General features: G+C 60.0%; 24 protein-coding genes and 1 pseudogene. 11 read left to right on the top strand and 14 right to left on the bottom strand.

The window, feature by feature from the left end:
- Window positions 1–139 precede the first annotated feature (139 nt).
- The gene (locus tag AB4Z52_RS14435; RefSeq protein WP_442218606.1) at window positions 140–271 is read left to right on the top strand and encodes a hypothetical protein; all 132 of its coding nucleotides are present in this window, start codon (window positions 140–142) and stop codon (window positions 269–271) included.
- 13 nt (window positions 272–284) lie between these two features.
- Here AB4Z52_RS14435 and AB4Z52_RS14430 read toward each other — a convergent pair whose 3' ends face one another.
- Both AB4Z52_RS14430 and AB4Z52_RS14425 read right to left on the bottom strand, forming a co-directional pair.
- Window positions 285–500 (bottom strand): hypothetical protein, encoded by a 216-nt coding sequence (locus AB4Z52_RS14430; RefSeq protein WP_442218605.1) that lies wholly within the window; start codon window positions 498–500, stop codon window positions 285–287.
- Between the two features lie 78 nt (window positions 501–578).
- Window positions 579–1,016, bottom strand: a pseudogene (locus AB4Z52_RS14425) (GNAT family N-acetyltransferase); the annotation flags it as partial.
- Between the two features lie 129 nt (window positions 1,017–1,145).
- Between AB4Z52_RS14425 and AB4Z52_RS14420 the strand changes: the two are divergent.
- Together AB4Z52_RS14420 and AB4Z52_RS14415 are read left to right on the top strand one after the other, a co-directional pair.
- Window positions 1,146–1,646 (top strand): c-type cytochrome, encoded by a 501-nt coding sequence (locus AB4Z52_RS14420; protein ID WP_442218604.1) that lies wholly within the window; start codon window positions 1,146–1,148, stop codon window positions 1,644–1,646.
- Between the two features lie 91 nt (window positions 1,647–1,737).
- Window positions 1,738–2,085 (top strand): MmcQ/YjbR family DNA-binding protein, encoded by a 348-nt coding sequence (locus tag AB4Z52_RS14415; RefSeq protein ID WP_442218603.1) that lies wholly within the window; start codon window positions 1,738–1,740, stop codon window positions 2,083–2,085.
- Window positions 2,086–2,104: 19 nt separating this feature from the next.
- On the opposite strand, the gene AB4Z52_RS14410 is transcribed toward AB4Z52_RS14415, so the two are convergent.
- Complete coding sequence (locus AB4Z52_RS14410; RefSeq protein ID WP_442218602.1) at window positions 2,105–2,602, bottom strand: YcgN family cysteine cluster protein; 498 nt, start codon at window positions 2,600–2,602, stop codon at window positions 2,105–2,107.
- A gap of 205 nt (window positions 2,603–2,807) precedes the next feature.
- Here AB4Z52_RS14410 and AB4Z52_RS14405 point away from each other — a divergent pair, with 205 nt between their 5' ends.
- From AB4Z52_RS14405 to AB4Z52_RS14395, 3 genes are all read left to right on the top strand, one after another.
- On the top strand, window positions 2,808–4,964 hold the full coding sequence (locus AB4Z52_RS14405) for a transglycosylase domain-containing protein (protein ID WP_442218601.1): 2,157 nt from the start codon (window positions 2,808–2,810) through the stop codon (window positions 4,962–4,964).
- 328 nt (window positions 4,965–5,292) lie between these two features.
- Entirely contained in the window at window positions 5,293–5,880 is a 588-nt protein-coding gene (locus AB4Z52_RS14400; RefSeq protein ID WP_442218638.1) for a DUF1214 domain-containing protein, read from the top strand.
- On the top strand, window positions 5,873–6,421 hold the full coding sequence (locus AB4Z52_RS14395) for a DUF1254 domain-containing protein (protein ID WP_442218600.1): 549 nt from the start codon (window positions 5,873–5,875) through the stop codon (window positions 6,419–6,421). The genes AB4Z52_RS14400 and AB4Z52_RS14395 overlap by 8 nt, the downstream gene beginning before the upstream one ends.
- Before the next feature lie 35 nt (window positions 6,422–6,456).
- Here the strand turns inward: AB4Z52_RS14395 and AB4Z52_RS14390 are convergent, their stop codons facing one another.
- Entirely contained in the window at window positions 6,457–6,624 is a 168-nt protein-coding gene (locus AB4Z52_RS14390; protein ID WP_442218599.1) for a hypothetical protein, read from the bottom strand.
- A 590-nt stretch (window positions 6,625–7,214) separates the two neighbouring features.
- On the opposite strand from AB4Z52_RS14390, the gene AB4Z52_RS14385 reads away from it, so the two are divergent.
- Both AB4Z52_RS14385 and AB4Z52_RS14380 read left to right on the top strand, forming a co-directional pair.
- Window positions 7,215–7,421 carry a hypothetical protein gene (locus tag AB4Z52_RS14385; RefSeq protein WP_442218637.1) on the top strand — a complete coding sequence of 69 codons (207 nt, stop codon included), beginning with the start codon at window positions 7,215–7,217 and terminating at the stop codon, window positions 7,419–7,421.
- A gap of 426 nt (window positions 7,422–7,847) precedes the next feature.
- Window positions 7,848–8,906 carry a DUF2336 domain-containing protein gene (locus tag AB4Z52_RS14380; protein ID WP_442218598.1) on the top strand — a complete coding sequence of 353 codons (1,059 nt, stop codon included), beginning with the start codon at window positions 7,848–7,850 and terminating at the stop codon, window positions 8,904–8,906.
- Between the two features lie 31 nt (window positions 8,907–8,937).
- On the opposite strand, the gene AB4Z52_RS14375 is transcribed toward AB4Z52_RS14380, so the two are convergent.
- Genes AB4Z52_RS14375 through AB4Z52_RS14365 form a run of 3 tightly spaced genes read right to left on the bottom strand, consistent with a single transcriptional unit; the run spans window position 8,938 to window position 11,860 of the window.
- The gene (locus AB4Z52_RS14375) at window positions 8,938–9,285 is read right to left on the bottom strand and encodes a DUF1491 family protein (RefSeq protein WP_442218597.1); all 348 of its coding nucleotides are present in this window, start codon (window positions 9,283–9,285) and stop codon (window positions 8,938–8,940) included.
- Window positions 9,286–9,339: 54 nt separating this feature from the next.
- Window positions 9,340–10,338 carry a peptidoglycan-binding domain-containing protein gene (locus AB4Z52_RS14370; protein WP_442218596.1) on the bottom strand — a complete coding sequence of 333 codons (999 nt, stop codon included), beginning with the start codon at window positions 10,336–10,338 and terminating at the stop codon, window positions 9,340–9,342.
- Window positions 10,310–11,860 (bottom strand): sensor histidine kinase, encoded by a 1,551-nt coding sequence (locus AB4Z52_RS14365; protein WP_442218595.1) that lies wholly within the window; start codon window positions 11,858–11,860, stop codon window positions 10,310–10,312. The genes AB4Z52_RS14370 and AB4Z52_RS14365 overlap by 29 nt, the downstream gene beginning before the upstream one ends.
- A gap of 454 nt (window positions 11,861–12,314) precedes the next feature.
- On the opposite strand from AB4Z52_RS14365, the gene AB4Z52_RS14360 reads away from it, so the two are divergent.
- From AB4Z52_RS14360 to AB4Z52_RS14350, 3 genes are all read left to right on the top strand, one after another.
- Window positions 12,315–12,815 (top strand): DUF5330 domain-containing protein, encoded by a 501-nt coding sequence (locus AB4Z52_RS14360; protein ID WP_442218594.1) that lies wholly within the window; start codon window positions 12,315–12,317, stop codon window positions 12,813–12,815.
- A 239-nt stretch (window positions 12,816–13,054) separates the two neighbouring features.
- Window positions 13,055–13,477, top strand: coding sequence for a SufE family protein (locus tag AB4Z52_RS14355; protein ID WP_442218593.1), 423 nt, complete (start codon window positions 13,055–13,057; stop codon window positions 13,475–13,477).
- Window positions 13,478–13,489: 12 nt separating this feature from the next.
- A complete protein-coding gene (locus AB4Z52_RS14350) occupies window positions 13,490–13,732 on the top strand; it encodes a hypothetical protein (protein ID WP_442218592.1) in 243 nt (80 codons plus the stop codon).
- Window positions 13,733–13,898: 166 nt separating this feature from the next.
- On the opposite strand, the gene AB4Z52_RS14345 is transcribed toward AB4Z52_RS14350, so the two are convergent.
- The 7 genes from AB4Z52_RS14345 to AB4Z52_RS14315 form a co-directional block, all read right to left on the bottom strand.
- Entirely contained in the window at window positions 13,899–14,327 is a 429-nt protein-coding gene (locus AB4Z52_RS14345) for a MucR family transcriptional regulator (RefSeq protein WP_442218591.1), read from the bottom strand.
- A 474-nt stretch (window positions 14,328–14,801) separates the two neighbouring features.
- The gene (gene mnhG, locus AB4Z52_RS14340) at window positions 14,802–15,128 is read right to left on the bottom strand and encodes a monovalent cation/H(+) antiporter subunit G (RefSeq protein ID WP_442218636.1); all 327 of its coding nucleotides are present in this window, start codon (window positions 15,126–15,128) and stop codon (window positions 14,802–14,804) included.
- The gene (locus AB4Z52_RS14335) at window positions 15,125–15,529 is read right to left on the bottom strand and encodes a cation:proton antiporter (protein WP_442218590.1); all 405 of its coding nucleotides are present in this window, start codon (window positions 15,527–15,529) and stop codon (window positions 15,125–15,127) included. The genes mnhG and AB4Z52_RS14335 overlap by 4 nt, the downstream gene beginning before the upstream one ends.
- A complete protein-coding gene (locus AB4Z52_RS14330; protein ID WP_442218589.1) occupies window positions 15,526–15,999 on the bottom strand; it encodes a Na+/H+ antiporter subunit E in 474 nt (157 codons plus the stop codon). The genes AB4Z52_RS14335 and AB4Z52_RS14330 overlap by 4 nt, the downstream gene beginning before the upstream one ends.
- Window positions 15,996–17,576 (bottom strand): Na+/H+ antiporter subunit D, encoded by a 1,581-nt coding sequence (locus AB4Z52_RS14325; protein WP_442218588.1) that lies wholly within the window; start codon window positions 17,574–17,576, stop codon window positions 15,996–15,998. The genes AB4Z52_RS14330 and AB4Z52_RS14325 overlap by 4 nt, the downstream gene beginning before the upstream one ends.
- A gap of 414 nt (window positions 17,577–17,990) precedes the next feature.
- Complete coding sequence (locus tag AB4Z52_RS14320; RefSeq protein WP_442218587.1) at window positions 17,991–18,368, bottom strand: Na+/H+ antiporter subunit C; 378 nt, start codon at window positions 18,366–18,368, stop codon at window positions 17,991–17,993.
- The gene (locus tag AB4Z52_RS14315) at window positions 18,368–18,787 is read right to left on the bottom strand and encodes a Na(+)/H(+) antiporter subunit B (RefSeq protein ID WP_442218586.1); all 420 of its coding nucleotides are present in this window, start codon (window positions 18,785–18,787) and stop codon (window positions 18,368–18,370) included. The genes AB4Z52_RS14320 and AB4Z52_RS14315 overlap by 1 nt, the downstream gene beginning before the upstream one ends.
- Between the last annotated feature and the right edge of the window lie 19 nt (window positions 18,788–18,806).

Below are 18,806 nucleotides of genomic sequence, written 5' to 3'. Positions count from 1 at the left end.
ACGTTGTCCACTCAATTCAATCGGTTGAAACAAATTCAATCGTTTAGAGTGCTAAAGCCCTGATTTACAATCGCTTTACGATGTGGAACCATCCAAACCATCTTGACGTTATGTACCTCGTTGAACGAGAGAGGACTGAATGCAAAAGCAAGCGATTTCCGAGACCACCATCCCGCAGCACGTTTTCGAGCGTCTGGAAAGCGAATGGCGTCAGATGCAGACAAACCGCGATCACGCGCCGAAGCCGGCTCCAAAACCTTCCAAAGAGTGATGGTACCGAAGCATCAAATGCCCAGTACCCGCGGCTCTCCGCCGCCCTCCAGCATCAGCGCGGTCAGAGCCCAGGCCAGCGCATCGAGCCGGTCTGGCGACCGGCCCGTAAACAGGCCTTCCGGGTCGAGATAGCACATTTCATCTTTCTGGTTCCATCTGACTGTTTTCGTTAGATTTTTGTTTTGTTGTTTTGCGCCGCTTTGCAGCGGCGGCTTTTTTCTCATCATCGAGAAACACCGCTAGGCCTGTCTGGGCTTGAGCCGGCTGTTCATGTCTTGATACTTGGTGAGTCACCTGGTGGCGGCTCAAAGGTGCTTCTCGAAGAAGGTGTCTGGATATGGATCGTCGTTGAAACGGTCAATCTCGCTCCAGCCGGTGTTGCGGTAGAGCCGTTGCGCCTCCGCCAGTATGCTGTTGGTGTCAAGACGAAGGATATTTATGGACAGCTTGCGGGCGACGCCTTCCGCCGCCGTCATCAGACGCCGTGCAAGCCCAAGCCCCCGAGCGGAGGGCGCGACCCAAAGTCTCTTGATTTCCGCAACCTCGCTTCCGGTACCCTTCAGCCCAACGCAACCGATCGGCAGGCTGTCCGACATGGCAACGAGGAACGCGCCGCGCGGGCGGATCATGTCGACTGCGTCCGGATCGCGGGAAAGCGATACCTCGAAACCGTTCTCGAAGCGGCGGGCAAGTTCGGCGTAATATTCACTAAGGCAGAACCTCGCATCGTTGTGCCTCGGGTCCATCAAAATATTCCGTCCGGATTAGCACGGCGTCGATCCAATCCCCCGGTGCGCAATCCATACGTATGATTGTGACATGAATTGTCTCTCGCTAATATCGCAGCGGTTTCAAACAGTTTGGAGATGTCAATGCGAACGAGCTGTTCCGGTTTCTGGTATCTGCTGCTTGCATGCCTCTGCCTGCCCGTGGCATCGACCGAGGCGGCCGACGGCGCAACGGTTGCTCGCGGCAAATATCTCGTTCAGCTCGGTGGCTGCAGCGACTGCCACACCCCAGGCTATTTTCTCGGCAAAGTCGACATGAGCCGCTATCTCGGCGGTTCGGATGTAGGCTTTCGCATTCCTCCAGGCACATTTGTCGGCCCGAACCTCACGCCAGACAAGGAGACGGGGCTCGGCAAGTGGTCGGTCGGGGATATCATCACCGCTATTCGCACCGGCGTCACGCCGGAAGGCCGGACGCTGGCCGAGATCATGCCCTGGAGGGATCTTGCGCATTTGACCGATGCCGATGCCCGCTCAATCGCGCTCTATCTGAAGTCGCTGCCGCCTGTCAGCCATACGGTTCCGGAACCGCTTGGGCCGAACGACAAGCCGTCATTCCCGGTCCTAACGGTGGTTGCACCGTAAGGCTGGGATCGTCTTCGCGATTCAAGCAATCGGCCCCGGCCAGCGCCTGCGATTATTTTCCTATTTTCTTTGGCGACTAGGCGATGCGCAATTGCGCTATACTTTTCCGATGACCGAAGAGGAACTTGTGGCCTTTGCACTGGGATTGCCGGACGCGACCGAGAGCGCACATTTCGGCACTCGGGATTTTCGTGTGCGCGGCAAGATCTTCCTGACGTTGCCTTCGCAGGATTTCTGCGTGGTACAGCTGAAGCCCGACCAGCAGCAGATGGCTTTGGCGAGTACGCCTAACATGGTTGCTCCGGTTCCGGGCGGCTGGGGAGAGCGCGGGTCGACCAGGCTATTCTACCGGCCCGCCGACGATGCGACGATCCATGCACTGGTCCAGCAGGCCTGGAAGAATTCGGCACCGAAATCGATGATTGCGAAAGAGGATTAGGCAAGTTGCCTGCCCGGGATCAACGGCTCTGCTCGTCGTCCTCATCCTCGTCATCGCGCTCAGCGTCGCCCACCTTCAGCGGCCAGTCGACGACGTAGTCCTCGAGCTTTTCGGGATCGATGTCTTCCTCGTTGATGGTGCGGCCGCGCGCCGAAATGCCGGCCGCATGCACCGTCTCCGGATCGCCCGAAATCAGCGGATGCCACCAGTTGAGGTCACGGCCTTCGTTGACGAGCCTGTAACCGCAGGTCGGGGGCAGCCACTCGATCTCGGTGACATTCTGCGGGGTCAGCTGAACGCAATCTGGCACGAAATCCCAGCGGTTGGGATAGCTTTTGCAGCGACAGCTCTCGCCGTCCATCAGCTTGCAGCGAACTTCGGTGAAATAGATGTCGCCGCTGTCCCATTCCTCGATCTTGTTGAGGCAACAGAGGCCGCAGCCGTCGCAGAGACTTTCCCATTCGCGGGTCGTCATCTCGGCGAGCGTCTTGCGCTTCCAGAAAGGTATGTCGTCCATGTCAGCTTCCTTGCCACAGCTGACCAAATGGTTTGCGGCGGCATGCAATTCTCTTGTTCTTTTTCCTAAATCAACCAATTATTCAATCGAACCCGCATATGAAGGGATCGTGACCGGAAAACCCGACTACGCCCGGCCGCCACCCATCGCATGCATTGTCGGCCATTGTCGCCGATATAGTTAGTTTCGGGCGGGAATTCGAGACGTGGATCCTTCAAACACAGAAAACCAGCCGCCGGAGCGCCCGCGCAGAAAACGACATCTGCTGCTGCGGATCGATTCGTTCATCGATTCCAGCGTCTGGAATGCCGGGTTCCGCGCTGCCGAACTCTGGGAAGACGTTACCATATTTTTCCGCCGTTTCCGCGTCCGCGGCTGGAAGCGCATCGTCTTCGAGCTTGCCGGCGAGGGCATGACGCTCGGCGTTGCCGGCTTCGTCGTTCTCTTGGCGCTGGCGATGCCAGCCTTTGACGCCACGCAGGGGGATTGGCGCAATCGCGGCAACTTCGCCGTCACCTTCCTCGACCGCTACGGCAACGTCATCGGCCATCGCGGTATCATCCATGAAAACTCCGTACCCGTCGACGAGCTGCCGGATTATTTCGTCAAGGCGGTGCTGGCGACTGAGGACCGCAGGTTCTTCGATCATTTCGGCATCGACATATTCGGACTGTTTCGTGCCGTCACCGTCAATGCGCAGGCCGGCGGCGTCGTCCAGGGCGGCTCGACGCTGACGCAGCAGCTGGCCAAGAACGTGTTCCTGACCAACGAGCGTTCGATCGAACGCAAGATCAAGGAAGCGTTCCTGGCGATCTGGCTCGAGGCGAACCTTTCGAAGAAAGAAATCCTCAGCCTCTATCTGGACCGCACCTATATGGGCGGCGGCACATTCGGGGCAGCGGCCGCGGCGCAGTATTATTTCGGCAAGAGCATCACCGACGTCAATCTCGCCGAGGCTGCGATGCTGGCGGGCCTTTTCAAGGCGCCGACCAAATATGCGCCGAGCGTCAACCTGCCGGCGGCGCGTGCGAGAGCCAACGATGTGCTCAGCAACCTCGTCCAGAGCGGTTTCATGACCGAGGGACAGGTCATTGCGGCGCGGCGAAATCCGGCGAACGTCGTCGACCGCGCGCAGGTCGAATCCCCCGATTTCTTCCTCGACTGGGCCTTTGACGAAGTGCAGCGCCTCTCGCCGCGCTTTACCCAGCGCTCGCTGGTCGTCCACACGACAATCGACATGAGCCTGCAGAAGGCAGCGGAGGATTCGATCGAGTCCAGCCTGCTCGAATATGGCGAGCACTATAACGCCAAGCAGGGCGCATCGATCATCATCGAGAACGGCGGGGCGGTACGCGCTATGGTCGGCGGCCGGGACTACGGCGAAAGCCAGTTCAACCGGGCGACCAAGGCGCTCCGGCAGCCCGGCTCCTCCTTCAAGATCTATACCTACTCCGTCGCCATGGAGAACGGCATGACGCCGACCTCGACCATCGTCGACGCCCCGATCACCTGGGGCAACTGGAGCCCGCATAACTATGAAAACCGCTATGAAGGCAAAATCACACTGACGACGGCGATTGCCAAGTCGATCAACACCGTGCCGGTCAGGCTTGCCAAGGAGAAGTTCGGCATCCAGCCGATCCGCGACATGGCAAAGGCGCTGGGTGTCGAGACGCCGATCCGCAACGACAAGACCATCCCGATCGGCACTTCGGAAGTTACCGTTCTCGACCAGGCGACTGCCTATTCTGTGTTTCCGGCGGGTGGCATGCAGTCGCGCCGCCACGGGATCACCGAGATCGCTGGCTATGATGGCAAGGTTCTCTACGATTTCGATCACGACGAGCCGCCGGCCAAGCGCGTGCTGAGCGAACAGGCAACGGCCTACATGAACCAGATGCTGACGCAGATCCCTGTTATCGGCACCGGGCGAAATGCGGCGCTCGACGGCGTCCTCGTCGGCGGCAAGACCGGCACGACCCAGGCCTATCGCGATGCGTGGTTCATCGGCTTTACCGGCAACTACACCTGCGCTGTGTGGTTCGGCAATGACGACTACACCTCGACCAACAACATGACCGGCGGCACGCTTCCAGCGATGACCTTCAAGAAGATCATGGAATACGCCCATCAGGGCATCGTGCTCAAACCGATCCCCGGCATCGAGAACCCCTTCCCGGCGCAGAAGCCGCAAGCGGTCGCGGCAAAGAAGCAGCCGCCCAACCCGGACGCATCGGCACTTCCGCCCCTCATCCGCCCCCGCTCGCTCTCGGCCGATTCCACCAAGATCCTGCACGATATCGGCGCCAAGCTTAGGGAAGCGGCTGCTCCGGTTGCGCAAAAGGTGGCAAGCGCGGAGTGAAGTCTTCAGGCTCCCGTTTCCATCACCTGCCCTCGTCCTTCGAGGCAATTCTGCGAATTGCACCTCAGGATGTTGGCTGATCAGAGGGTGTCCTCTTTCAGAGCCAAATGGGTCGAAGCATTGAGACGGGCGGGGCTTTGTGTGCGAAAACTGCGACATACGCTGGTGGACCTCATCCTGAGGTGCTATTTCCGGCATGAGCCGGAAATAGCCTCGAAGGATCACACGGGAGTTTGCTTCGCCGACGAAAAGCCTCCCGAACCCATCCTTCCCCCACCTGCCAGAATCAGCGATAAGCTTGGCATTGAATTGTCACGAGGACGGCAAGGTGTTTCGGGTTCCCCTTCTGGTCGCGCTTTCGCTGATCATTGCCTTTGGTGGCGGTATCCTGTTCACGCTTTATGCGTTGAACGCGACCGCGGGCTTCGGTGCGATCAAGCTCGGCTCTTGGGAGGCCTTTCCGAGCCTGCATACGGCAGATGCCGATCCTTATGCGAAATCGCATCGCGCCCGCGCCGGCCGCCTGCTCTACGGGACGGCCGAGGGCCTGGCGTTTGCCGCAATCGACGACGACAGCCACAACAGGCTCAATGCCGGGTGCAGCTACAGGATCAGCGGCCAGACGCCGCCGGCGCGATTGTGGACGCTGTTTACAGCCGGCGACGACGGCGAACCGCTGCCGTCCATTTCAGGCAAGCCATCGGCGCTGAATTCCTGGACGGTGCTGCGCAATCCGGATTCGAGCTTCGTCATATCGGTCTCGCAGGACGCGACCGCCGGCAACTGGCTGGCGCTACCGCCGTCGGGCCAGTTCCGGCTGGTGCTGACTTTGCTCGACACCCCGGCGGCCGGCAATTCCGGGCTGATCGACCTGTCGATGCCAAAGCTCGAAAAGACCGGGTGCGGCCATGCTTAAGATCGTCTTTGCCGTTCTCACCGGCGTCTTCGGCGCGGCCCTGCTGCATCTGGTGATCATCCTTTCGCTGCCGCACTACAGCGATCGCGACGCCTATGTCAGGGTCGAGGACGAGGGTGACGAGAACCACTTCTATATGCTGGGCGATAATCACGACGATGCGGGGCTGTCGAACGGCGATCCCTATGTCAGGACGGCAGTCTGCGCCTTCGATATCACCGACCAGCCGATCCGGCTGGCGGCTAGCGGAAAGGTGCCGTTCTGGTCGCTGGCTGTCTACGACAAGGCGTCGAACGAGGTCTTCAGCATGAGTGACCGGACCTCGGTTGGTGGGATGCTCGACGTGCTGGTCGCCTCGCCGATCCAGCTCACCGGCATCAGGAAGGCGCTGCCGGCCACGCTTGCACAGTCAATCCTCGTCGAAATGCCGAGGGCAGAGGGTTACGTCGTCCTGCGGACAATGGCGCCGCAGCAAAGCTTCGATGACGCCGCGCGCGGCTTCCTCTCGCAAGCAAGTTGCGATGAGTTCGCGACACAGTGACTGTCGTCGGTCGTCTTTGCGAAGACGGAACTCAACTATTTGGTCTTCGCACGCTTGGCGCCGGATCCCGGGCGGGGCGCAACGAATTCCAGGCGCTCGTAGCGAACGCCCGTAAACAGCAGAATTTTCGCTTCAACCGGCTCCTTGGCGATCCGGCGCGGCCTCTGCGACCGTCTGTCCCCAAGGGATATTATGGTGGCCATTCTCGTCTCCATTTGCAGCCCGAGACGGATGAACTTGCGACTGATCTCACCCTGCCCGACTTACGTGCGGGCTGGCGCTCCCCTGGGATCGTGTCCTTATGATTTGGACACCAGGCCATGGGCATTCGCGCCTTTCTCACGGCATTTTCACTCACGCTTAAAATACCGTGACATGAACGTCGAAATGCCGGCGTTCATGCGAACATCTTACGACCGAAATTCAAAAATCGCGCTGTTCACACCCGAATTGAGACATAGGACAGTTAACAGAATGCTAATTTGAACGGCACGACGCGACAGGCGGATGCCGTTCGAAGACTAAACGCAATTGCCCCCCGATTGGTTTCACCGAGCGAGGAAGATTTGTTCGATTGAACGAACCGTTAAAATATCGTGAAATCAGATCGTTAGAAAAAACGTGGTTACCATAGGTCGGGATTCGACACTGGGTGAACCTGTTGCATAAAAACGTCACGCAAATATTATTTGCGAGGAGCAAAAAACGGCGTATGTTGTCCGGCGTCGGCCAAAAGCAAGACATGGCCGACCGTTGCAAGGTATGCGCTTGCCGCAATGACGGAGGGCGGATGATGTCTTTAATGGTAAACTCTCCCTTTTCTCCCGACGATGTGGACGTGCTGCGCGGCGCCCTAGACCATTGGTGCGTCGAAAAGAGGCTGAGTATCAAGAGTGCCGAAGCACAGTTCGCCGCATCGGCCGCGATTGATCTTTTCCAGTCTGGCCACAACACCAGCGAGAAGCTGCTCGCGGCACTCAGGGAGCATCGGACATTATGATCGAGCAAGGGCGTGCTGGGTAACGCGCCTTTCAAATCAGACCGGACAGTCAAGCGCTCCGCCTTTTCGGGGCGCTTTTTGTTTGAACCATCTCGCTCTCGCGCGAGCCTTGTGGCGCAAACACTTTCTGGTTGAAATAGAGCAACCTCACATGGCGATTGCCGTCGAGCGGCAGACCTTGCGGGCTGCTAGATTTTGCGGCTCGGCGGCAGTCGGCTTGCGCAAGCTAAACGGGCAATTTTTATTCGGATTTTAATAAAGTTTTCACCAGCCATTAACCCTGCCCGCCTTATCCTTTTGGGAAAGCCAGATCTGGACGATCGCGTCCGCGCCGGCTCTGCCGCTCACGTGGAAACGGCGCGTCGCGTAGCGTGTCCTTAATGTTCGGCTCCTGTCTTTGTTCTGCGTAGTTGTATGGGTGTTGGCGTGCGCGACCGGTTTCGAGACCTTGAAGGACCGCTGACTGTCCGAAAGAAAGATATAGTACTGATGGCGACGGTCAGCAGCTTCGAAAGCATGCCCCATCCTTCCAAATCGGCGTTGCGACAGTTTGCCGAGCTTTTCACCCCCCTCTTCCAGGCCTCGTCGGATGACGCCAAGCGCCAGGCTGTGGCCGCACTTTCGCAGTGCCCGCATGTACCGCCCGCCGTCGCCCTGTTCATCGGCTGCCAGCCGATCGCGATTGCCGCCCCCTTCCTTGCCAGTTCGCAGACCATTGACGACGACACGCTGATCACCATCGCCCGCACGCAAGGTGCTGCCCATGCCAAGGCGATCGTGCGCCGCGAGCATATTTCCCCGAGGGTCATCGACGCGCTGGTGAGCCTGCGGCAGGCCGAGCCCGGACGCGGCAGCTGGCCCGGCGAGGCAGCGACAATCGAAGAGCAGCCACCCGCGCAGAATATTGACGGCCTTTCGTCGGCAGACCCCACGGAAGCGACACGGCACGCCCGCGAAGAAGCCTTGCGGCAAGAAATCAAGCAGATAGCCCGGCATCTGACCAACGAGAACAACGATCGGCTGGGGCTCAGGACCTTGTCGGACCTGCAGGAGGCCCTGCTCGTGCGCTTTGCCCGCGAGCGCGAAGCGGCTCATTTCGCCACCACGCTTGCCGATGCGCTTTCGGCCTCCAGCTGGCTTGCCGAGCGGATATTGCTCGATCTGTCAGGCCAGCAGCTGGCCGTAACACTGACCAGCCTCGGCATGCAGCTTGCCGACGCCGTCTTTGTCCTCGAACGGTTCTATCCACATCTTTCCGACACGCATGGCAGCGTCAGCCGCGCATGGTTGGTGCTCGACGACGTTGATCCAGAAGACAGCGAAAGGCGCGTCGAAGCCTGGCGCCGGGCGGATCGCTATACCTACCTGCCGGAAGAACGCCCGACCCAGTCCGCCGCCCGGCCAGGCGGCCCGCAATTCGCCCGCCAGATCGCCCCAAGCCGAGACCTGAAAACCGTCTCCCGCGCCTTCGGCGGCTCGCGGTAGGAGCAACCTACCCTCCCCATCATGGGGAGGGTTAGTTTTCACCATCCGCCATCGGGACGATATCGGCGATATTGTCGGTCTCGAGCTCGACGATCCAGAGATCGGAATCGAACTTCATCTCCCGATCGAGCATCTGCCGGACTGTCTCCGGGCTGTTTCGCTCCAGCCTGATTTCGAAGAGGCGCCCGCCGGTCTCGTCCCCGTCAAAGAAGCTCTGCGGCGCCGGGGCGTAAAGCGTCTCCAGGCCGTCGCGAAACCGTTGCCTGATAAATATCGCCCCCGCGGCCTCCGCGCCCTTGCGCTCGACGGCGGCAAAGTCACCGCGGCCGAAAAGGCGGCGGATCAGGGCGGAAACGAAGATGTCGCTGCGCAATCTCATGGCCGAGCTATAGCCGCGACACAGGGGCCAGGCAATGGAGGGCCGAGGGAACGTCTATAGCGCGCCGATATCGCGGAGCTTCTTCAGGACCGCTGCATCCGGTTCGCCGGTTTCGGGCAGGCGATAGTGCTTCTGGAAATGTAGAATGGCCGTTTTCGTCGTTTCGCCGGCAACGCCGTCGACGGTCACGTCGCTATAGGCGATGTTGCTCAGGCCCTTCTGGATCTGCATCACCATGTTCGTATTGCTGACGGCGGGGCTGGCCGCAGCGGCACTGGCTGCCGGGGTTTTCTGCGAATTGGACGCGGTCCTGACGTCTTTTTCCGAGCTGCGAATGGCTGCTGCGACCGGATCGATTGCGGCCGCCTTCGACGTCAGGTCCGCGGCCGGCCTTTCGATCGGCACGGCTGTATTTGCCGTCGAACCGGCCTTCAGCGCGGCCAGCAATTCCGCACTCGGCTCGCCGGTCTGCTGCATGCCTGCCGATTCCTGGAAGAACAGGATGGCCGAGGTCGTGCGCGGGCCGATGACGCCATCGGCAGCACCGTTGTATAGGCCGCGCCGGACCAGCTCGCCCTGGATATCGGCAACCAGCTTGAGTGTTTGCGGGGACGAAACGGCAGGCGTCGCGCCGCTGGTGGATGCGGCATTTGCCGCCGGCTTTGCGGCAGTGGCGTCCGGCCGTTCAATGCGGAACAGGGTGGTGTTGGCGGCCTCCTGCGCACCATGCAGGGATGACTTGTGGCCGGCAAGCGCCGTCGAGGCCGGATCGCGCGTCCGGAAGAAGGGCGAAGGATGGACGCCCGGCTGATACCACAAAGCATTGGCCGCAACGAAACTGAAAATCACTACAAAGGCCATCGCACCGCCGGCAATCGACGGATTGCGGGCGATGACAGTGCCCATCAGGCCGGCGCCACGCAGGCCGACATGCCCAAGCGCGCCCGCGCCTTTGAGCCCGAGCATACCCACGGCGACCGCGCCCCTGGCGGCGAGGCCGGTTTGGCGGCGCTTTGCCTTTCCCTTAGGCGATTTTCGCTTCCGCGGGGCCATTCACCTCTACCTCTGTTTGACTTGCGATGTTCTCCACGACATGCCTGAGACGCGGTGGAAAATCCACCTTCCTCAGTTTATCGGCCTGGTCTTGCTCGCTCGCCGCACCCGCTCCATCGAGCGGAACGAGGATCGTAATCGCAGTGCCCTCGCCCGGGCGGCTCGATATGGCGAAGTTTCCGCCGTGTAAACCAACCAGACCCTTGACGAGCGAGAGGCCAAGCCCGGTTCCCTCGTAGCGGCGCGTATATTCATTGTGGATCTGGACGAAAGGTTGACCGAGCGAGGCAAGCCGATCCTCGGCGATGCCGATACCCGTATCGCTGACGGTGAGCTTCAGCATACCGTCTGCCTCGCCGGCGTCGACGCTGATGGCGCCGCCGGGTTCGGTGAACTTGATGGCGTTGCCAACGAGGTTGATCAGGATCTGCTGGATGGCGCGCTGATCGGCAACGACGTCGCCAAGGCCGCGCTGGACACGGCTCGTCAGCGTCAGGCCCTTTTCCTTTGCCTGCAGTGCCAGCATGGCTTCGCAGGACTTGACCGCAGCGGCGATATCGAATGGCTCGAGGATCAGCTCGTAGCGGCCGGCTTCGATCTTGCTCATGTCGAGCATGGTGTTGACCACCGAGAGCAGATGCGCGCCCGATTGGCGGATCAGCCCGACATATTCACGCTGGCGGTCGTTTGCGAGCCGGCCGAAATATTCGCCGGCGAGGATATCAGAAAAGCCGAGGATCGCGTTGAGCGGGGTGCGCAATTCATGGCTGACAGCGGCGAGAAAACGCGACTTGGCGTCGTTTGCCGATTGCGCCTCGGCAGTCTTGCTCGCCGCCTCGTCGCGCAACCGCTGCTCATGGCCGATATCGCGCGATTGGCTGACGATGCTAAGGAGCGCGCCCTCTGCGTCGCGGCGGGCTGTCATGTCCATGCGGATATGGGTGAACTGATCGCCGTCGAAGGCGACCGTCTGACGGTCGATCCTGAGGTCGATGGACATTGCCTCGCGGCCCTGGCGCAACGCGTCCAGCGCCTGAAGAAAGACGATGCGATCGGATACATGGATCTGTTCCAGGAAGCCGCGACCGCGCGGATGGCGCATCCAGGCAAGGAAATCGCTTCGGTCGCGGCCGCCCAAAGCGGTGACACTGCCTTGCGGGTCAAAAATGAGGACGAGGCCGGCGGCGGCCTCGAGCATCAGCTCCTCGCGCACCGGTGTTGTTTCAAGCTCTTGCGGCAGGACCTTCTGGCGGGACAGGGCGATGCTGCCGACGGCTGAAAACAGGAAGCCGGCGCAAACGGTGGCAACGCCAGCGGGAAGTGCTACGGCCGGGCTGGTGACCAGGGAGAGCGCCGAAGGAACGAGGAGAAGGGCAACCGACGACAGCAGCGCAAGCCGGCGTAAAATCGCCAGTTCCTGCTCGCGGACCTGCCCGTTCCCGCTTGTCCGAGAGAGCCAGCTGGCTCCCGCCCGGTCCACGAGGGCGATCGCCCTGCCAGTCAATTTACTCAATACGCGCACACCAAAGCCCACCAAAACGGCACTACAACCGTTCCGCACAATAGGCTTTGGCGACTTAAGGAAAGAATAAAGCAACGGCCTCGCGCACTGGGCAAAACCCCCGAAGATCCCGTTTTGGCGCAGAGGGAAGCAGCTTTGGCATTTGTGGTTAATGGGGGGTAAGCGATGGATTTCGCTGCTATTTCGGTATCCTGTTAACCTTTGTGTTCACGCGCTGCCGACCAAACCGTGGCATTTCAGGCAGATGGTTTTGGACATGCTTAACGGCAATCGCTACAATTTGAATGAAATGTGGATAAATTCCGGATCGTTAGAATTTGAACTAAATTTGCCAAAAATGCCGTGGAGTTTTGAAAAGCGATATTCGCATCTGCCGCTTAGGCTTCGATCAATACCGGACACCCGGCTTCTCAATCGGCGCCAAGACCGAACGACAGACAGGATGGGCAAGACGATGTGGTTTCTGATCAAGACGGCCTTCTGGTTCTCGCTGGTACTGGTGCTTTTGCCGGTTTTCAGTTCGCAGAGCACGTCGCGCCTTCAGAATGAACCGAAAGTCCAGGTTTCCGACGCGTTCGGCGCAGCGACCGGCGCCTTCCAGTACGTCAGCGCTCTCTGCAGCGAAAAGCCCGACGTCTGCGTCAAGGGCGGCGAGACCTTCACAGCACTCGGCTATAGGGCCCGCGAAGGCGCCCTCGTCGCCTATCAGTTCCTCGACAGCCAGTTCGGCGGCAACAAGGCAGATGAGAAGTCGGCCGTTTCCGACACGATCAAGAACGGCGAGGCCGCAACAGCCAAGGCCGGCCAGACTGCCATGAACAAGGTCGTGGCGGCAGCGATGCAGCCGATGCCGGCAAAGCCCGCACCCAGCAGTGAGCCTGCCGATGCGGTGGTCACCGGTACTGTCGCAGCCCACGGCTCCATCCCGATCCCGCTTGCCAAGCCGACCATCTGAAATACGCCTTCAAATGAATTTCGGGAGCGCCGACCTCGGCATCCCGTTGGAATCTGCCCGGAACCGTACGGCAATGACTGCCCGACCTCTCCGGTCTGTGACGTGCCTGCCCTGTTAGAATTTCAGCATTCGCTGCGCCGTGAGGAAGCCCATCCCTCACGGCGTTCTTTTTTGTGATCGCGGTTCAAATTGCGGGCGCCATGGCCTATATCCTTGTTGAGAGACATTGGACCGGTGTGATGAACAGCCTTGAACAGATTATCGACGACTTCGCTTTCCTTGACGACTGGGACGATCGCTATCGCTATGTGATCGAGCTCGGAAAGGCGCTGCCGGATCTGGCTGAGGACAAGAAGGTGCTCGAAAACAAGGTGATGGGCTGCGCGAGCCAGGTCTGGCTGGTCACCCATACATCAGGCGATCCGGGCGATCCGCTGATGACGTTCGAGGGGGATTCCGACGCCCATATCGTCCGCGGCCTCGTTGCCATCGTGCTTGCCATTTATTCCGGCAAGACGGCGTCTGAAATCGCCAATCTCGATGCTCTGGATGTCTTCAACAGGATCGGCCTGGTCGAACACCTGTCCGCCCAGCGCGCCAACGGCCTGCGGTCGATGATCAGGCGGATCCGCGAAGAGGCACGTGTACGGGTGGTGGCGTGATCTCCCGTCAATTTGAACACGGAAGGCTATGGTGAGGCATCGAACACCCTGCCCTTGATGGGGACGGTCGGCACACACCGATTGCCGCACGCCCTCGACCTTGCGGTTGCGGTTGCGGTGACGATATCGGCATGCCGGGCGATAAACGTCTCCTCGCTCTCGGCAACGACGCGCCGCCGGCGCGAGCGTCAGCCGCGCCCGGTTGCGGATGACGAGGCCCGCGGCGGCGGCCTTCTCTATGGCCTGAAGGGTTGATATCAGCACGGATCCATCCCCGGCTTCGACGTCGAACCTCACAATTGGCTTATATGGGATTATTTTCCTCTCTTGGCTAGCGCCCTATCGCGAGGCATATCGAGAAAAAGCAAAAGCCGGGCGCAATGGCCCGGCTTTCATCATGTATGCAGCGTCAATGGATCTGTTATTTGCCGCGCTTGCGGCGCTGACCGAGACCCATTTCCTTGGCGAGGCGCGAACGCGCTTCCGCATAGGCAGGTGCGACCATGGGATAGTCGGCTGGGAGATCCCATTTTTCGCGATACTCTTCCGGTGAGAGCGTGTGATGTGTCATAAGATGGCGCTTCAAGGACTTGAAGCTGCCGCCGCATTCCAGGCAGGTGATCTGATCGTCCTGGACGGACTTGCGAACAGAAACCGCCGGCTTCTGCTTTTCTACCACGGTAACCGCCGGTGCCGGCGTCGACGTGTTGCTCAATGCCGAATGGACGTCTGAAATCAAATTCGCGAGGTCGCTAACCGGAACAACATGATTGCTCACATAGGCGGCAACGATGTCAGCCGTCAGTTCAACCAGTAAATCCGACCCGCTGCCAAGAGCCATATCTGTCATTGTGTTCTCCTGTTCATAGGCTTGCCTAGGCAGTTCGCCTTTAAAACGACCTGCCTGTATTCGTCGCAGTTTCGGCAAAGAGGGAGGGCGTTCACCGCCATGTTGTGCACAACACGAAGTCCACCCCTAGACTTCGAGCGATGAAACCTGCTCTTGTACCGTTTGATGGCAGAATCAGCAGAAGCGGCCCTTTGGACGCTATCTGAAAACCTTAAGAAAGTTTGCTCTGCTTTTGCTTGAAGAAAAACCAAAGCACTGCAAACTTAAATTCGGTTGAGACTAACTCAAACATCAAAACACTACTTGAACCTGGATTACCACTCTTTCGGAGAAAGTCCAGTTATTATTTCTACCATTTCTTGGCTAAACGCCGTCATATTCAGAAAAAGTAATTAAGTTTCGAATTTTGTATTCATTTTGCAAGCAACATTGACAGGGAGCGAATAGTCGTTTCTATCGCGCGGTCCGCATTTTTCACTTTAGATCGTCGCGAACCGATAATGTCGAGAGGAAATAGCCAGCCTTATGGGCCGTTTTGGCTAGAAGATGGGCTGAAATAGGCGCGGTCAAGATGAAAAACAGGAAACCGGCCAGAGCGCGAGCAAGTGTCGAAAAATCCTGTGCATGAATTCCCGCCGCCAGCAGTAGAAGACCTGATCCAACTGTCCCGGCTTTTGAGGCCGCGTGCATCCGGCTGTAAATATCAGGCAGGCGGATGATTCCCACTGAGGCCACCAGGCAGAAAAGCGACCCGCCGAGCAGCAACACCGAGACAACGACCGCAACAACGATATCCATTATTTCTTTCCCTTCCTCTTCCGGTCGCCTTTCTTCCCAGGACCGGTCTTGCGCGAAGTGCCTTTCGCGCCAGCCGCTCTCCTGGTTGCCGCGTCGGACGGCAGCGCCTGACCCGCAGCTTGCTCGCCGCCATGTGTCAGAATGAAACGCGCAAAGGCGACCGTGGCCAGAAAGCCGACGAGACCGAGCGAGATCGCGATATCGATATAGAGGGTGAACCCGGTCTTGACCGCCATGACGGCGATGAAGCCGATGGCGATTGCAGTCAGCATGTCGAGTGCCAGCACCCGGTCGGGCAGCGTCGGACCGATGACCACGCGATAGACCGTCAGCAGGAAGGCAAGGCTGAGGACCGCCAACGACAGGTTAATAGCCACAGAGACGATGGCAGGTGCTGCGCTCATCGAAAGGCCTCCAGGATTCGGCGCTCGAAACCCTCGGCAATGGCGCGCCTGGCGGCATTCGGATCGGAGCAGTGCAGCGCGTGAACGTAGAGGATCTTTCGATCATCGGAGACGTCGACGGAAAGCGTGCCCGGCGTCAGTGTGATCAGGTTGGCAAGTAAGGTGATCTCGAAGTCGCGGTCAACGGTCAGATGAAAGGCAAATATCCCGGGTCTGATGGCCATGCGAGGGCTCATCACGGTCACTGCGACGGCCCAGGCGGACCTTGCGAGCTCCTTGAGAAAAACCAGGAAGAGCACCGCTATCCGATAGCCGCGACGCAAATAGACGATGCCCGCATAGGGCTCCCTGACAACGCCGAGCACCGCGGACGCAAGGATGAAGCCGAAGACGAGATTGAGGAACGAGGCGCTGCCGGTGACGGCGATCCAGACGATTGCGAGCAAAAGGTTGAAGACGAAGAGGATCATGACGCACCTCCCGGGAAGACCGAATGCAGGTAGGCGGTGGGATCAAGGAGGTCGGCGGCGGCAAGCTGCGTCAGGCGCAACAGTGCCTCGGGAAAAAGGCCGAACCCGACGACGAGCGTGGTCAACAGCAACAGCGGCAGCCCCGCCTGCCAGGTCACTTGCGGATTTGGTGCCGCAGCAGCACCAAGCGAGGTTCTCATTTGGATGTTTGCCGGCCGCCAATAGGCAAAGAGAAAGACGCGGCCGAAGGCGATGGTGGTCAGGAACCCGGTAAAGAGGATGGTTCCCGCCAGCCACCAAGCGCTGCTGTCGAGCGCTGCCTTCACCAGAATCACCTTCGCCCAGAAGCCGGAAAACGGCGGCAGGCCGCAAGCGGCGAGGAAAAGGATGAGCGACAAGCCGGCGAACAGATAGTTTTGCCGCCACAGGCCGGAGAGGTCGGATAGCGCGAAACTGCCGCCGAGCCGCGCCGCCTGCCCCGCCGCCATATAGAGCGCCGTCATCAGCACGATCGAGTGCAGCGCGTAGAAGATCGAACCGCCGACGCCCTCGACGCTGCCGAGCGCTATGCCCGCCAGCATGTTGCCGATGCCCGATATCACGACATAGCCGAACATGCGCCTGACATCGCTTTCCGCCAGCGCGCCGAGCGCGCCCGATATCATTGTCGCGGCTCCGACAATGGCAATCAGCAGGCTGAGATTACCGCGTTCGACGGGCAGGAGCATGACCAAAACGCGAATCAGCGCATAGATGCCCACCTTGGTCAAAAGGCCGGCAAACAGTGCGGAAACGACGATGCGCGGCGTGTGGTAGGAGGCGGGCAGCCAGAAATTCACCGGGAAGGCCGCCGCCTTCATGGCGAAGGCGATGAGGAAAAGCGAGGCCAGCGTCATCAGCGGCGCCGAGCCGCGCACGGCCTTTGCCTTGGTGGCGATATCGGCCATGTTGAGCGTGCCGAAGATCGCGTAGAGATAGCCGATGGCGACGAGGAAGAGCGTCGTCGCGATCAGGTTCAGCACGGCATATTTCAGCGCGCCGTCGATCTGTTCGCGTTCCGAGCCGAGGATCAGCAGGCCAAAGGACGAGATCAGCAGCACCTCGAACCAGACGTAGAGATTGAAGACATCACCCGTCAGGAACGCGCCGGTGACGCCGGCCATCAGCAGCAGCAGAAACGGAAAGAACCCGTAGCGCCTGCCGCTGGGCGAGACGTCGGACAGCGCGTAGAGGCCGCCGGCAAAGGCTGCGATCGCGCCCGCCAATGCCATGGATGCGCCGAGAAGGTCGGCGGTAAACGCAATGCCGAACGGCGGCAGCCAGCGCCCCATCACCATCGTCACCGGCCCCTCGGTCCAGACCTCATGAAGCAGCGCGGCATCGATCACCGCCAGCACGGCAAGGCCGGGAACAGCGATATAGGCCTGAAGTACCGCCCGACCGCGTAGCATCATCAGCGCCGCGCCGAGCACGAGGCACAGCGCCACCGGCAGGATGACCAGCCAATGGGCCGGCGGCACTGGCGCCGTTAGCATCGCGGCCGAGAGATCGACGATCTTGTCCAAGGGCGCGCTCATTGCTCTCCACCTCCCCCTTGATGGGGGAGGTCGCAGCAAAGCTGCGGGCGGGGGCGACTTTTGGATGTCGCTGGGATCAACCCACCCCAGCCCTGCGTGCCGACCGTCCCTTTCAATAGCAGGGCAATTGCAAATGAAAAGTTGCAGAACCCGCGGCTGGGAGGTTGAGCCCTCATCTTGAGGTGCAATTCGAAGAATTGCCTCGAAGGACGAAGGCGCTCGCGCCGATGTGTTCGGTCTTGGGCAGACAAGCGGCGGCCCTGAAGCCAGCGCTCGTGGTTCGAGACGGCCCTTCGTGGCTCCTCACCATGAGGGCTGGTGTGGGCTGCCGCCAATCCGCCGCCCATATGCAGTTGCCCTGACCTTGAGGGGGTGGTCGCCATCTGCCGATGCGCCGCGTTTTCTATCGCCATCTCAATACCCCATCGGAGGAAGCGGCCGGTCTTCGGGTTCGGAGAAGCGCATCTCGTCGGTATTGTCGGTCTCAAGGTCCTGATAGGCCCGATAGGTCAGAACCAGCAGGAAGGTGAGGAGCGAGAAGGATATGACGATCGCCGTCAGGATCAGCGCCTGCGGCAGCGGATTGGCGGCGCCCGCCGGCAAAGTATCGAGGCCATCGGGGATGATCGGGGGTATTTCCCGAGTCACGCGGCCGGCGGTGAAGAGCAGGAGGTTGACGGCATTGCCGAGGATGGCGACGCCCAGCATGATGCGAATGGTGACCCTCGACAGCATTAGATAGATGGCGGCGGCAAAGAACAGTCCGACGAGGATTGCAAAGACTGGCTCCATCAATCAACCTCCCGTTCTTCGAGCGCCAGCGCAATCGAGGTGATGGAGCCGGCGACCACCAGATAGACGCCGACATCGAACAGCAGGACGCTGGACAATGGAACCTCAATGCCGAATATCTCGGGGTAGACCCACAATCCGGTCATGAAGGGCACGGCAAAGACCACCGACAGCAGCCCGGCCAGCGTCGAGGCAAGCAGGCCGAAACCGGCAATCGCCAGGGGATGAAGGATGATCGCGCTGCGCACCGCCTGCACGCCGCAGGCAATGCCATAGATCGCCAGGGCCGAGGCGGCAATCAACCCGCCGATGAAGCCACCGCCCGGCTCGTTATGTCCGCGCAACAGTACGAATACTGAGAAGAGCAGCATCAGGGCGGTGAGGAACGGGGCGGCTGTGCGGAAAATCAGCGTGTTCATCGGCGGTATGCTCCCGGAG

It is taken from the genome of Rhizobium sp. 2YAF20 (assembly GCF_052114685.1).
Taxonomy (GTDB): domain Bacteria; phylum Pseudomonadota; class Alphaproteobacteria; order Rhizobiales; family Rhizobiaceae; genus Rhizobium.
The sequence above is the reverse complement of the archived record's forward strand: the minus strand, read 5'-3'. Positions and strand labels throughout refer to the sequence as shown.